The 13,481-nt window shown below is 60.7% G+C and carries 13 protein-coding genes; 10 read left to right on the top strand and 3 right to left on the bottom strand.

Annotated elements, in window-relative coordinates:
- The 10 genes from hscA (at position 1) to ACKTSJ_RS00325 (ending at position 9,220) form a co-directional block, all read left to right on the top strand.
- Positions 1 to 1,890, top strand: a complete 1,890-nt coding sequence (gene hscA, locus ACKTSJ_RS00280) for a Fe-S protein assembly chaperone HscA (RefSeq protein ID WP_407896230.1) — start codon at positions 1 to 3, stop codon at positions 1,888 to 1,890.
- Position 1,891: 1 nt separating this feature from the next.
- Positions 1,892 to 2,236 carry an ISC system 2Fe-2S type ferredoxin gene (gene fdx / locus ACKTSJ_RS00285; RefSeq protein ID WP_407896232.1) on the top strand — a complete coding sequence of 115 codons (345 nt, stop codon included), beginning with the start codon at positions 1,892 to 1,894 and terminating at the stop codon, positions 2,234 to 2,236.
- Entirely contained in the window at positions 2,233 to 2,427 is a 195-nt protein-coding gene (gene iscX / locus ACKTSJ_RS00290) for a Fe-S cluster assembly protein IscX (protein WP_407896234.1), read from the top strand. Before fdx ends, iscX begins: the two co-directional genes overlap by 4 nt.
- A gap of 1 nt (position 2,428) precedes the next feature.
- Positions 2,429 to 2,953, top strand: a complete 525-nt coding sequence (locus ACKTSJ_RS00295) for a disulfide bond formation protein B (protein WP_407896236.1) — start codon at positions 2,429 to 2,431, stop codon at positions 2,951 to 2,953.
- Between the two features lie 291 nt (positions 2,954 to 3,244).
- Positions 3,245 to 4,045, top strand: coding sequence for a DUF3014 domain-containing protein (locus tag ACKTSJ_RS00300; RefSeq protein WP_407896238.1), 801 nt, complete (start codon positions 3,245 to 3,247; stop codon positions 4,043 to 4,045).
- A 147-nt stretch (positions 4,046 to 4,192) separates the two neighbouring features.
- Positions 4,193 to 5,131 carry a glycosyltransferase gene (locus ACKTSJ_RS00305; protein WP_407896240.1) on the top strand — a complete coding sequence of 313 codons (939 nt, stop codon included), beginning with the start codon at positions 4,193 to 4,195 and terminating at the stop codon, positions 5,129 to 5,131.
- 115 nt (positions 5,132 to 5,246) lie between these two features.
- Positions 5,247 to 6,164, top strand: a complete 918-nt coding sequence (locus ACKTSJ_RS00310) for a formyltransferase (RefSeq protein ID WP_407896242.1) — start codon at positions 5,247 to 5,249, stop codon at positions 6,162 to 6,164.
- A gap of 10 nt (positions 6,165 to 6,174) precedes the next feature.
- Positions 6,175 to 7,218 (top strand): bifunctional UDP-4-keto-pentose/UDP-xylose synthase, encoded by a 1,044-nt coding sequence (locus ACKTSJ_RS00315; RefSeq protein WP_407896244.1) that lies wholly within the window; start codon positions 6,175 to 6,177, stop codon positions 7,216 to 7,218.
- 69 nt (positions 7,219 to 7,287) lie between these two features.
- Positions 7,288 to 8,199 (top strand): polysaccharide deacetylase family protein, encoded by a 912-nt coding sequence (locus tag ACKTSJ_RS00320; RefSeq protein WP_407896246.1) that lies wholly within the window; start codon positions 7,288 to 7,290, stop codon positions 8,197 to 8,199.
- Positions 8,200 to 8,371: 172 nt separating this feature from the next.
- Complete coding sequence (locus tag ACKTSJ_RS00325; RefSeq protein WP_407896248.1) at positions 8,372 to 9,220, top strand: HDOD domain-containing protein; 849 nt, start codon at positions 8,372 to 8,374, stop codon at positions 9,218 to 9,220.
- 22 nt (positions 9,221 to 9,242) lie between these two features.
- Here ACKTSJ_RS00325 and miaA read toward each other — a convergent pair whose 3' ends face one another.
- The 3 genes from miaA to mutL form a co-directional block, all read right to left on the bottom strand.
- The gene (miaA, locus tag ACKTSJ_RS00330; protein ID WP_407896250.1) at positions 9,243 to 10,214 is read right to left on the bottom strand and encodes a tRNA (adenosine(37)-N6)-dimethylallyltransferase MiaA; all 972 of its coding nucleotides are present in this window, start codon (positions 10,212 to 10,214) and stop codon (positions 9,243 to 9,245) included.
- 142 nt (positions 10,215 to 10,356) lie between these two features.
- Entirely contained in the window at positions 10,357 to 11,619 is a 1,263-nt protein-coding gene (locus ACKTSJ_RS00335) for an MFS transporter (protein ID WP_407896252.1), read from the bottom strand.
- Between the two features lie 4 nt (positions 11,620 to 11,623).
- Positions 11,624 to 13,444 (bottom strand): DNA mismatch repair endonuclease MutL, encoded by a 1,821-nt coding sequence (gene mutL, locus ACKTSJ_RS00340; RefSeq protein WP_407896425.1) that lies wholly within the window; start codon positions 13,442 to 13,444, stop codon positions 11,624 to 11,626.
- Between the last annotated feature and the right edge of the window lie 37 nt (positions 13,445 to 13,481).

Below are 13,481 nucleotides of genomic sequence, written 5' to 3' on the forward strand. Positions count from 1 at the left end.
ATGGCATTGCTGCAAATTTCCGAGCCCGGCCTTTCGGCTGCCCCGCACCAACACCGCCTCGCCGTCGGCATTGATCTGGGCACTACCAATTCGCTGGTGGCCACGGTGCGCAACGGCATCAGCGTGGTGCTGAACGACGAGAGTGGTGCAGCCTTGCTGCCGTCGGTCGTGCGCTACTGCGCGGACGGTTCCGTGGCGGTGGGCGCGGCGGCGCAGGCCGCGCAAAATGGCGATCCGCAGAACACCATCGTGTCGGTCAAGCGCTTCATGGGGCGCGGACTGAAAGACATCGGCGATGCGGTGGACATGCCGTATCGCTTCATTGATGCCACTTCGACAGGCTCAGGACAGGCGCCAGGCATGGTGCAATTGCGCACGGTTGCCGGGGTGAAAAGCCCGGTCGAAGTGTCGGCCGAAATCCTCAAGGTGCTGCGCGACCGCGCCGAACGCTCGCTCGGCGGCGCACTCGTCGGCGCGGTCATCACGGTGCCGGCCTATTTTGACGATGCGCAGCGGCAGGCGACCAAGGATGCCGCGCGCCTGGCCGGTCTTAACGTGCTGCGCCTGCTGAATGAACCGACCGCCGCCGCCATCGCCTACGGGCTGGATAACGCGTCGGAAGGCGTGTACGCGGTATACGACCTGGGCGGTGGTACCTTCGATATTTCCATCCTGAAACTGTCGAGCGGCGTATTTGAAGTGTTGGCGACAAATGGCGATTCCGCGCTGGGCGGCGATGATTTCGATCAGCGCATCTATTGCTGGATCCTGGAGAAGGGCGGTCTCTCTCAATTGGGCGCGAACGATACCCGCCTGCTGCTGACCCATGCGCGCGCCGCCAAGGAGCAGTTGACCGACAATGCACAGACGCAGATCACCGCCGTGTTGAGCGGTGGCGAACTGGTGGATGTGACACTGACGCGGGATGAGTTTTATGCAATGACGCAGAATCTGCTGGCGCGCACCCTGCAGCCCACGCGGCGTGCCTTGCGCGACGCTGGGTTGGGCGTGGCGGACATCAAAGGGGTGGTCATGGTTGGCGGCTCGACGCGCATGCCGCAGGTGCAGCGTGCGGTTGCCGAGTTTTTCCGGCAGATCCCGCTGACTAATCTCGATCCGGATAAAGTGGTGGCGCTGGGGGCGGCGATCCAGGCCAATGTGCTGGCGGGCAACCGCGGCGCAGACGACTGGCTGTTGCTGGATGTGATCCCGCTCAGTCTGGGCATCGAGACGATGGGCGGGCTAGTGGAAAAGATCATGCCGCGCAACAGCACGATCCCCAGTGCGCGCGCGCAGGAGTTCACCACCTACAAGGACGGACAGACGGCGATGAGCATCCACGTATTGCAGGGTGAGCGCGAACTGGTGAGCGATTGCCGTTCGCTGGCCAAGTTCGAGTTGCGCGGCATCCCGCCGATGGTGGCGGGCTCGGCCCGGATCCGCGTCACATTCCAGGTGGATGCCGACGGCTTGCTCAGTGTGTCGGCGCGCGAGACCAACAGCGGCGTGGAGGCGGCGGTGACGGTCAAACCCGCCTACGGTTTGCAGGAGGATGACATCACGCGCATGTTGCAGGACGGCAACCGGCATGCGCGCGATGACATGCTGGCGCGCGCGTTGCGCGAACAGCAGACGGAGGCGCGGCAATTGCTCGACGCGGTGGATAATGCGCTGGCGCAGGATGGCGGCTTGCTGGATGAACCGGCAATCAGGCAGATTCGAAAATGCATGGAGAATTTGCGCGCCGTGTTGGATGGCAGCGACCATAATGCCCTCAAGCGCGGCATTGAGGCACTGAATCAGGCAACCGTCAGTTTTGCCCAGAAACGTATGGATCAGAGCGTGTCGCGCGCATTGAAGGGACATAAAATGTCCGAATTGGAGAATTGAAGTGACACAGATAATTGTTCTGCCACACGAGGAACTGTGCCCCAAGGGCGCACTGTTCGAGGAGCAACCGGGCAAATCGATCTGCGATGCCCTGCTCGATCACGGCATCGAGATCGAGCATGCCTGCGAAAAATCCTGCGCCTGCACCACCTGCCACGTGATTGTGCGTGAGGGCTTCGACAGTCTGGCCGAAGCGACGGAGCTGGAAGAAGACATGCTGGACAAGGCGTGGGGGCTGGAAGCCAATTCACGCCTGAGTTGCCAGGCGCTGGTTGGCACGCAGGACCTGGTGGTTGAAATCCCTAAATATTCGATCAACATGGCGAAGGAAGGGCATTCGAAATGAAATGGAAAGATGTGCGCGACATCGCGATCGCCTTGCTTGAAAAACATCCCGAGGTCGATCCGCTGACCGTGAACTTCGTGGACCTGCACAACTACGTGGTGGATCTCGACGGGTTTGACGATGACCACAGCCACGGCGGCGAGAAAGTGCTGGAAGCGATTCAGGCGACCTGGATCGAAGAGGCCGAGTGACATGCTGCAAAGACTGCACGCGCTTTCCAATCGCCGGCGCTATATGAGCGGTGCCCTGGCGGTGGGCGGATTGTTTTCCGCCGCCTTGTATCTGCAATACGTTTTGCGCGAAGAGCCGTGCCCGCTGTGCATGTTGCAGCGCGTCATCTTCATTGTCATGGGCCTCCTGTTTCTGCTGGCCGCCATGCAAAACCCCGGACGGATCGGCAGCCGCATCTACTCGGCTCTGATTGCACTTTTCGCGCTGGGCGGCGTGGCGACCGCCGCGCGCCACATCTGGCTGCAACACCTGCCCAAGGATCAGGTGCCCGCCTGCGGACCGGGGCTGGATTACCTGCTGCAGAATTTTCCGCTGGCCGAAGTGTGGCAGGAACTCATGCACGGCTCCGGCGAATGTGCGGAGAAAGGCTGGACCTTCCTCACCCTCGGCATCCCCGAGTGGTCGCTGATCTGGTATGTAATCCTGGGGCTCTGGGCGATACTCATCGCCGTAAGGCCGCCTGGCGCTACAACGCAATCCGACTGAAGACCTCCCGCGCTGGCATGTTCCGGTCAGTTGCGGCCATACCCATTCTTCGAAGTTCCCTTGTATCAGCGTGAACTTCGCGTGGCGATACGTTCGCGCCTTGCCCTGCGAAAAATCATCCCGGTCGCATTCGTGAAATAAGTCCGACAGGCTGCCAGGCTTGAATCCAAGACCCTATCGAAGGGGGGCGGGGATTGAAACAGGTGTAAGCCCTTTGCGGTTTCCTGCGACAGATGCAGTACCCTTACGTGAGGGGATGAATAAAACTCTTTGGGGCCACGGAGGATAAACATGAGCAAGAAAATTGTTGTTGCATTGGTTGCCATGGTTTTATTCGCAACAGGTTTGGTATTTTATCTGTGGCAACAATCCGTTCAACACGAACCTAAACCCGTTCAAACGACTCCTGTGCCACCGCAGGCGGTGAACCCAGCACCCGAAATCCCTGCCGCACCCGCGCCAACGCCAGTTTCTGTACTCCCCCCCATATCCATGGTGCAGAGTGACCGTTTCATCGTCGAAGCATTGACCGCCATCTTGAACAATCAATCGCTGATGCAGTTGGTTCAACCCGAACGCCTCATTCACAATATTGTGGTCACAGTGGACAACCTGCCGCAGCAGCGTGTGCCGGCCAAGATGATGCCGTTGTCTGCCCCGGTGGGGACGTTTCTCGTTACAGGTGAAGCAGGCAACTTGCGCATGAGCCCAAAAAATGCCGAACGCTACTCCCCTTATGTGAAATTTGCGGAGGCGATTGATGCCCGCAAGCTGGTCGCGCTGTATGTCCGTCTTTACCCACTGTTTCAGCGCTCGTACCAGGAGTTGGGCTATCCAAACGGAAATTTCAATGATCGCCTGCTGGAGACGTTGGATGATCTGCTCGACACGCCGCGCATCAAAGGCCCACTCACGCTGGTGCAACCGAAATTTTTCTACCAGTATGCCGACCCTGATCTGGAAAACCGCTCGATTGGCCAGAAGATCATGTTGCGTTTGGGCGATAAGAATATGGACCGAATGAAAACCTGGTTGCTCGACATAAAGCAGGAACTGGGCCGACACGAAGACGCATTGGGCGGTGGCAGATGAGTGTTGCTGCTGGACGCGTGCGGAAGGGTTAATTGCCGCACGGCTCGCAAGCTGACGGGGGGCAAGCGCGCCCCGTTTGAGACCCTGCGGTGCTGTGCGGGTTTTGCATTTCGTAATTGGGCCGCGCTGCGTTAGAATGCCGCCGCTATGAGTCTTCCCCAACTCTCTGTCATTATCCCGGTCTATAACGAGGAGCAGGGCCTGCAGGCTTTGTTCGACCGTCTGTATCCGGCGCTCGACCCGCTCGGGGTGGGCTATGAAGTCATCTTTATCAACGATGGCAGCCGCGACCGCTCGGCCGCCCTCCTGCGCGAGCAGTTCCAGCAACGTCCGGATGTGACAAGGGTGGTACTGTTCAACGGTAATTTCGGGCAACACATGGCGATCATGGCCGGTTTCGAACAGTGCCGCGGACAGCGCATCGTGACGCTGGATGCCGACTTGCAGAACCCCCCCGAAGATCTGCACCTGCTACTGGCGAAGATGGACGAAGGCCACGATTACGTCGGCTCCATCCGCCGCCAGCGCAGCGACAGCTGGTGGCGCCATGTCGCCTCGCGCGCCATGAACGGCCTGCGCGAAAAGATCACGCGCATCAAGATGACAGACCAGGGCTGCATGTTCCGCGCCTACGACCGTAAGATCATCGAGGCGATCAATTCCTGCCACGAGGTCAGCACGTTCATTCCGGCATTGGCCTACGGCTTCGCAAAAAATCCAACCGAAGTGGTGGTGGGGCACGAAGAGCGCGCGGCGGGCGAATCGAAATATTCCCTGTACAGTCTGATTCGGCTGAATTTCGACCTGATGACCAGTTTTTCCCTGGTGCCGCTGCAACTGTTTTCGATGGTCGGCATGACCATTGCAGCCGGTTCCGGTCTGCTCTTTCTTGTGCTGGTGACGCGCCGCCTCATCGTCGGGCCGGAAGCGGAGGGTTTGTTCACCCTGTTTGCCTTGCTCTTCTTCCTGATCGGCATCGCGCTGTTCGGCATCGGTCTGCTGGGCGAGTACATCGGCCGCATTTATCAGCAAGTGCGTCATCGTCCGCGCTATCTGATCGATGCTGTGCTGGAACAACGGGAATGAGCCACGCCGTCGTTTTTGCGTATCACAATGTAGGTTGCCATTGTGCCAAGGTGGGCGCAGCCCTGGTGCGGGCACGATGCGCCGACGCCGATAAATGGTTTGCGGAAATCGAACCATGAGCAGGGCCGTTGTTTTTGCGTATCACAATGTCGGTGTACGCTGTCTTAATGTGCTGCTGGCGCAGGGGGTAAAGGTGGCGCTGGTCGTTACGCACCGTGACAATCCAAACGAGACCATCTGGTTCGACAGCGTACAGCAGTTGGCCGAGTGGCACGGCGTTCCCGTAATCACCCCGGAAAACCCCAACGTGCCGGAAGTGGTCGAACAGATCCGCGCCCTGCAGCCGGACTTTCTTTTCTCGTTCTACTACCGCGAGATGCTCAAAGCGCCATTGCTCGCCATCCCGGGACGTGGCGCGCTCAACATGCACGGTTCGCTGCTGCCCAAGTACCGTGGCCGGGTGCCGGTGAACTGGGCCATCATCCACGGCGAGACCGAGACCGGCGCGACACTGCATTACATGACCGAGAAGCCGGACAACGGCGACATCGTGGCGCAGCAGGCGGTGCCCATTTTGCCAGACGACACGGCATTCGCGGTGTTCCAGAAAGTCACTGTGGCAGCAGAGATGGCGCTGCATGGCGCATTGCCCGCACTACTGGCGGGCACTGCACCGCGCACCCCGCAGGATTTGAGTCAGGGCGGTTATTTTGGTGGACGCCACCCGCAGGATGGTGAAATTGACTGGGCGCAGCCGGCGCGCCGCATTCATAATCTGGTGCGGGCCGTGGCGCCGCCCTATCCAGGCGCAACCACCCGGCTCATGGGACGACCCATGCGTATCCTGCAAACCTTGGTGGATAACGAGCAGGAAATGACGAATCCCGGTTTTTATGTGCGCAACGGCAAGGCGTACGCCAGCTGCAGAACGGGCAGATTGCGTGTGCTGCGTTTCGAGCTGGACGGCAGCGAGATGACTGCGCAAGATTTTGCCGAGAGATTCGGCACCGAAGAATTTGAATTCAATCGTTGAGGCTATAAAAATGAAGAAAGTCCTGATCCTGGGTGTGAACGGTTTCATCGGCCATCATCTGTCCAACCGCATCCTCGCCACCACTGACTGGGAAGTCTATGGCATGGACATGAGCACCGACCGCATCTCCGACCTGGTTGGCAAGCCGCGCTTCCACTTCTTCGAAGGCGACATCACCATCAACCGCGAATGGGTCGAGTACCACGTCAAGAAGTGCGACGTGATCCTGCCGCTGGTCGCCATTGCCACGCCGGCCACTTACGTGAAGCAGCCGCTGCGCGTGTTCGAGCTGGACTTCGAAGCCAACCTGCCCATCGTGCGCGCGGCGGTGAAGTACAAGAAACACCTGATGTTCCCCTCGACTTCCGAAGTGTACGGCATGTGCCACGACGAGGAATTCGACCCCGAAAATTCGGAACTGATCTGCGGCCCGATCAACATGCCGCGCTGGATCTACTCCAACTCCAAGCAGCTGATGGACCGCGTGATCTGGGGCTACGGCATGCAGGACAACCTGAACTTCACCCTGTTCCGCCCATTCAACTGGATCGGCTCCGGGCTGGATTCGATCAACACCCCGAAGGAAGGCAGCTCGCGCGTGGTGACCCAGTTCCTTGGTCACATCATCCGTGGCGAGAACATCAGCCTGGTCGATGGCGGTCACCAGAAACGCGCCTTCACCCACGTCGACGATGGCATCGATGCGATGATGAAGATCATCGAGAACAAGAACGGCGTGGCGACCGGCAAGATCTATAACATCGGCAACCCGACCAACAATTTCGCGATTCGCGACCTCGCCGACATGATGCTCAAACTGGCGAAGGAATATCCGGAATATCGCGATTCCGCCGCCAAGGTGAAGATTGTCGAGACCACCTCTGCCGCCTACTATGGCAAGGGCTATCAGGACGTACAGAACCGCGTCCCGAAGATTACCAACACCTGCGAGGAACTGGGATGGAAGCCGACCACCAACATGGCCGACACGTTGCGCAAGATTTTCGATGCGTATCGCGGCCAGATCAACGAGGCGCGCGGCCTGGTGGACTGATTGGTGGGTCGGGCTTCAGCCCGACGCGTTGTGTCGGGTTAAAACCCGACCCACGTTGAACCTGCACAGATGAAACTGAAACAACTCGCCCTCAAGATCGATGTCGATACCTATCGCGGCACCCGTGAAGGCGTGCCGCGTCTGGTTGAGGCCTTGCAACGCCACCACGCGCAGGCAACGTTCTTCTTTTCGCTGGGTCCCGACCACACCGGACGCGCGATAAAGCGCGTGTTCCGTCCCGGTTTCATGCAGAAGGTTTCGCGCACTTCGGTGGTGAAGCACTACGGTATCAAGACCCTGCTGTACGGCACGCTGCTGCCCGGCCCGGACATCGGCCGAAAATGCGCGGACATCCTGCGCGCGGTGCGCGATGCCGGGTTCGAGGTGGGCATCCATTGCTACGACCACATCCGCTGGCAGGATCACGTAGCGGGCAAGGATGAGACCTGGACACGGCGCGAGCTGCAACGTGCAGTGGATCGTTACATCGAAATCTTTGGTGAAGCACCAAAATCACATGCCGCTGCCGGCTGGCAGATCAACCGCCATGCCCTGCGTCAGACGCAACATCTGGGTTTCGACTACAGCTCCGATACGCGCGGCACCCATCCCTTCATTCCAACCTGGGATGCCGAGATCATCGCCTGCCCGCAACTGCCCACCACCCTGCCGACACTGGATGAACTCATCGGACGCGACGGCATTACCGTGGACAACGTGGCGCAACACCTGCTGCAACTGACACAGGATGCGCCCGCCACCGGCCACGTCTATACCCTGCACGCGGAACTCGAGGGGCAGAAGTGGCTGCCGGTGTTTGAACAATTGCTGCAAGGCTGGCAGGCACAAGGTTACGAGCTGGTTTCCATGCGCAACTATCTGCAAGGATTGAAAGCCGAGACCTTGCCGCTGCACGAAGTCAAACAGGGCATGGTCGAGGGGCGCAGCGGGACATTGGCCGTGCAGGGCGAATCGGCCTGACGGGCATGGCGAATGTGCCGCCCAGGATGATGAAGCTTGCCATGCCCATTCCCCCTGGCCAGCTTTCCCCCGCGCGTGGGAGCAAGGGCGAACGAATCCCTGCGCGCGTTTCTCGCTAAAGAAAATCCGGAAACTGCCGTAAACCCTCTTGAGCACCTGCAACGGAGGAGACATGGCAACACAGAACATCAACGGGCTGGCGGGCTGGGTCGCCTTTCTCACGTCGGCCGACATTCCCGTACTCAAGCAAACGGCACGCGAACTGGACGTCCTGCGCCAGGATGCGAATATGCTCAGCGCGCGCAACGTGGCGGATGCGATCGCCGCCGACCCGATGCTGACTGCCAAACTCCTGCGCTACCTGCAACAGCACAAACGCCGCAGCCAGACCAGAGAAGTGGTGCAGGTCGAGCAGGCCCTGCTGATGCTGGGCGTCGAGGCGTTCTACACCAAGGTTCCGGCCAGCCCGCATGTGCAGGAGGCGATGCAGGGTCAGACCGGCGCGCTGGTCGAACTGTTGCATGTCGTGCATCGTTCGCACCGCGCTTCCGAATTCGCGCGCGACTGGGCGATCCGCCTGAACGACATGCATTACGAGGAAGTGCGCATCGCCGCGCTGTTGCACGATCTGTCCGAAATGTTGCTGTGGTGCTATGTGCCGCAGGACATGCTGAAAATCCGTGCCCTGCAGCAGCAGGACAAAACCCTGCGCAGCCGCGCGGTGCAGGAACAAGTGCTGGGGTTCAATTTGTCCGAACTGCAAAAAATGCTGGTGAAAGAGTGGGATTTGCCGCAGTTGTTGCTCGACCTGATGGACGATACCAACGCGGCCAAGCCGCGCGTGCGCAATGTCACGCTGGCGGTCAATCTGGCGCGCCATTCCGCCAACGGCTGGAGCGATGCGGCGTTGCCGGATGACTATCGCGATCTGGGCGCCTTGCTGCGCATCCCCCCGGCAGAGGCCATGGGGCTGGTCGCGCCGGAAGAGGGCAACGCGTGCGAACTGGGCACGCCGCATTAGCGTCGGCTTTGTGGGCCGGACTTTAGGCCGACAGCAAACCGGCTCGGTGCTTCTCCAGTGCGAGTCCGATCAGCCTGATGGCCTGCTCATGCAGATCGTCTGCCAGGCAGTCCAGTTCGACGAGATCCGCCATGCCGCGCAGCCAGGTGAGCTGGCGCTTGGCCAGCTGGCGTGTGGCGGCGATGCCTTTCTCCAGCAATTCCGTTTCTGAAATCTCGCCTTCCATGAACTCCCAAGCCTGCCGGTAACCGACGCAGCGCATCGAAGTCAGGTCGCGGTGCAGCGGATACTGGTCGCGCAGCCCGCGCAGCTCATCCACCAGCCCGTCCTTCAGCATCTGCCGGAAGCGCAGTGCGATGCGCCTGTGCAGTACGGCACGGTCGGAAGGGACGAGGGCGATGGGCAGGAGGTTGTAGGGGAGAGCCTCACTGCTCAAGCGCCCTCGCCCGGCGGGAGAGGGCTGGGGTGAGGGTGCTTTTCTGATGAGTTTTGACATCGGCTCCCCCGTGAGCAGATAAATTTCCATCGCCCGTTGCACACGTTGCGTGTCGGTGGCGTGCAAACGCGTCGCCGTTTCCGCATCCACTTGCGCCAATCTGGCGTGCAGGTGTTCGATGCCGTGCCGCGCGATCTCGGCATCGAGTTGTGCACGCAGTGCGGCATCGGCTTGCGGCAATGGACTCAAGCCTTCGCGCAGCGCCTTGAAGTAAAGCATCGTGCCGCCCACCAGCAGCGGGATTTTGTTGCGCGCACGGATGTCGGCCATCAGGCGCAATGCGTCGTTCCGAAACGCGGCAGCGGAATACGCTTCGGTCGGATTGATGATGTCGATGAGGTGATGCGGTGCTTTTGCTAGCGTTGTCGCATCCGGCTTGGCCGTGCCGATGTTCATGTCGCGGAACACCAGCGCGGAATCCACGCTGATGAGTTCCACCGGAAGCTGCTGCGCCAGCTCCACGGCGATCCCGGTCTTGCCGGAAGCGGTGGGACCCATTAGAAAGATGGCGAAAGGGAAAGCAGTCATCGAGAAGAATGATTAGCCACGGATGCAACGCGGATGCGGGATGACGCAGATCGGGCGAGGGTTTTATCCGTGGTCATCCGTGTCGATCCGTGGCTGATTGATTTTGATGTTGTCATTCCAACTCCCGGTTGCGCGTCTCATGCACCAACCACGCTGCCACCACGCTGATCGCCGCAGCCACCGAGATATAGCCACCCACCCAGGCCAGGCCCCCCATCAGCACCAGCTTTTGCGCGATGAAGGGCGCGAGGGATGCACCGAGAATGCCACCCAGGTTGTAAGCCGCGCCCGCACCGGTGTAGCGCACGGCGGTGGGGAAGAGTTCCGGCAGCAAGGCGCCCATCGGCGCGAAGGTCGCGCCCATCAGGAACAGTTCGAGCGAAAGGAAGGCGGTGATGAGCACAGGCGAACCGCTGCCCAACATCGGCTCCATCAAAAAGCCCGACAGCAAGGCCGCACTACCCGCGACGATCAACACCGGACGGCGGCCGAAACGGTCGCCCGCCCAGGCCGCAAGCGGCGTGGCCGCCGCCATGAACAGCACCGCGATGCACAACATGGCGAGGAAATCGGCGCGCGCGATGCCGAGTTGGGTCACGCCGTAGGAGAGCGAAAACACCGTGGTGAGATAGAACAGCGCGTAGCACACCACCATCAGCAATGCGCCCAGCACCAGCGGCTTTACGTGGTGGGTGAAGAGTTGCGCCAGCGGCAGTTTCACCGGCGCACGGGTTTTCAATGCCTGGGTGAACACCGGCGTCTCTGCCAGTTTCAGCCGCACATACAGGCCAACTGCCACCAGCACCGCGCTGGCAAGGAAGGGAATGCGCCAGCCCCAGTCGCGGAACTGTGCATCGTCGAGCGTATTCGCCAGCAACAAAAAACTGCCCACCGCACACAGGAAACCGACGGGAGGCCCCAACTGCGGGAACATGCCGAACCAGCCACGTTTGCCCTTGGGCGCATATTCCGCCGCCAGCAACGCCGCACCGCCCCATTCACCACCGAGACCGATGCCCTGGCCGAAACGCAGCAGACACAGCAGCGCAGGCGCGAGCCAGCCCACAGCTTCATAACTCGGCAACAGACCGATCAACATCGTAGAGGTACCCATCACCAGCAGCGAGGCCACCAGCGTTGTCTTGCGCCCGATGCGGTCGCCAAAATGGCCGAACAGCAAGGCGCCTGCCGGGCGCGCGAGGAAAGCGATGCCAAAGGTGAGAAAGGCGTTCAACGCCTGCACCGCCGGGTCGCTGTTGGGAAAGAAGATCGGCCCGATCACCATCGCCACGGCGAGGCCGTAGATGTAGAAATCATAGAACTCGATGGCGGTGCCGATGAAGCTGGCGAAGGCAATGCGGGTGGTGGAAATCATGCGATCATTTCCCCCGCATGAACATCGCATCCAGTTCCGCAATCGTGACCTGAAACCAGGTCGGTCGCCCATGATTGCACTGGTCGGCGCGTTCGGTCTGTTCCATCTCGCGCAGGATGGCGTTCATCTCGGGCAGGCTGAGCTGCTGATTGGCGCGCACGGCGGAATGGCAGGCCAGTGTCGAGAGGAGTTGGTTGCGGCGTTCGGTGAGCGCACGCGATGCGCCGAAGTCGCGCAGTTCGTGCAGCACTTCTTTCGCGGCGGCCTCGGCTTTGGATTGTTTCAACATGGCCGGCATGGCGCGCACCGCCAGCGTATTTGTGGAGAGTGGGGCGATATCGAAACCGAGTTTGTGCAAGGCTTCCTGCGCGTCTTCCACGGTGGCGACATCCAGGGTGTCTGCCGCGAAACTCACCGGGATGAGCAGCGGTTGGGTCGGCATCTGCTGCGCATCGAACGCGGTCTTGAGCCGTTCATAGACGATGCGTTCGTGGGCGGCGTGCATGTCCACCACGATGAGGCCGTGCCGGTTCTGCGCGAGGATGTAGATGCCGGCGAGCTGGCCGAGGGCGAAGCCGAGCGGGTGGTCTTCTTGTGGATCTGACTTCAGTCCGACATGTCGGGTTGAAACCCGACCCACATCCGAGGCCTCTTGTTCGGGTAAATCAACGTTGCCCGTTTGCGATTCCCACAGACGATAAGTCGCTTGCTGTTCGGCTGCGCCGAAGCGGATGCGCTGTTGTTCAATTGGGGGGAACAATTGAGATTCTTCCCTCGCCCCAACCCCTCTCCCAGAGGGCGAGGGGCTTGTTGGTTGTTGAATTGTGGTGGTGCTCTTCATCGTCGCGCTCAAGGCATCCTGCAGCGCATGGAACACGAACTGGTGGATGCCCTGGCTCTCGCGGAAGCGCACTTCGCTCTTGGCCGGGTGCACGTTCACATCCACTTGTTCCGGCGGCATGTCGAGGAGCAGCACGAAGGCGGGGTGGCGCTGGTGGTGCAGGATGTCCTGATAGGCCTGGCGCACGGCGTGCATCAGCACCTTGTCGCGCACGAAGCGGCCGTTGACGAAGAAGTATTGCTCGTCGCGCGTGGCGCGGGAATAGGCGGGCAGGGCGGCGATGCCGTGAAGGTGCAGCGGGCCGGTCTGGCGTTCGACGTTCACCGCATGCTGGCCGAATTCGGCGCCGAGGAGGGCGCTGATGCGTTGTGCGAGGTTGTGCCTGGGCAGTTGCCAGATGTTCTTGCCGTCGCGTTGCAAGGTGAATGCGACATCCGGGCGCGATAGCGCGATGCGCTTGAAGGTCTCTTCGCACCAGGCGTATTCGGTGCTCTCGCTCTTGAGAAATTTGCGCCGCGCGGGGGTGTTGAAATACAGCTCGCGCAGCTCGACGCTGGTGCCGTGCGGATGGGCGGCCGGGGCGGCCGTGCTTTGCGTGCCGTCCTGCGCTTCGACTTTCCAGCCATGTTCGGCATCGGCGGCGCGGCTGGTCAACGCAAGCTGCGCCACCGCCGCCATGCTCGCCAGCGCTTCGCCACGGAAGCCCATGCTGGCGACACGCTGCAAATCATCGAACGACGCGATCTTGCTGGTGGCATGGCGCATCAGGGCCAGCGGGAGTCCGTCCTGCGCGATTCCTCGGCCATTATCGCGCACCACCAGCCGCTTGATACCGCCGCCTTCGAGCATGACATTGATTTCGGTCGCGCCCGCGTCGAGGCTGTTCTCCAGCAATTCTTTCAGGGCCGAAGCGGGCCGCTCGATGACCTCGCCGGCGGCAATCTGGCTGATGAGCAGGTCGGGAAGAAGGTGGATGGCGGGCATGGCGCGAATTATATACATAGCGACATATATCTACTGC

The organism is Ferrigenium sp. UT5 (assembly GCF_045866295.1).
Taxonomy (GTDB): domain Bacteria; phylum Pseudomonadota; class Gammaproteobacteria; order Burkholderiales; family Gallionellaceae; genus Sideroxyarcus.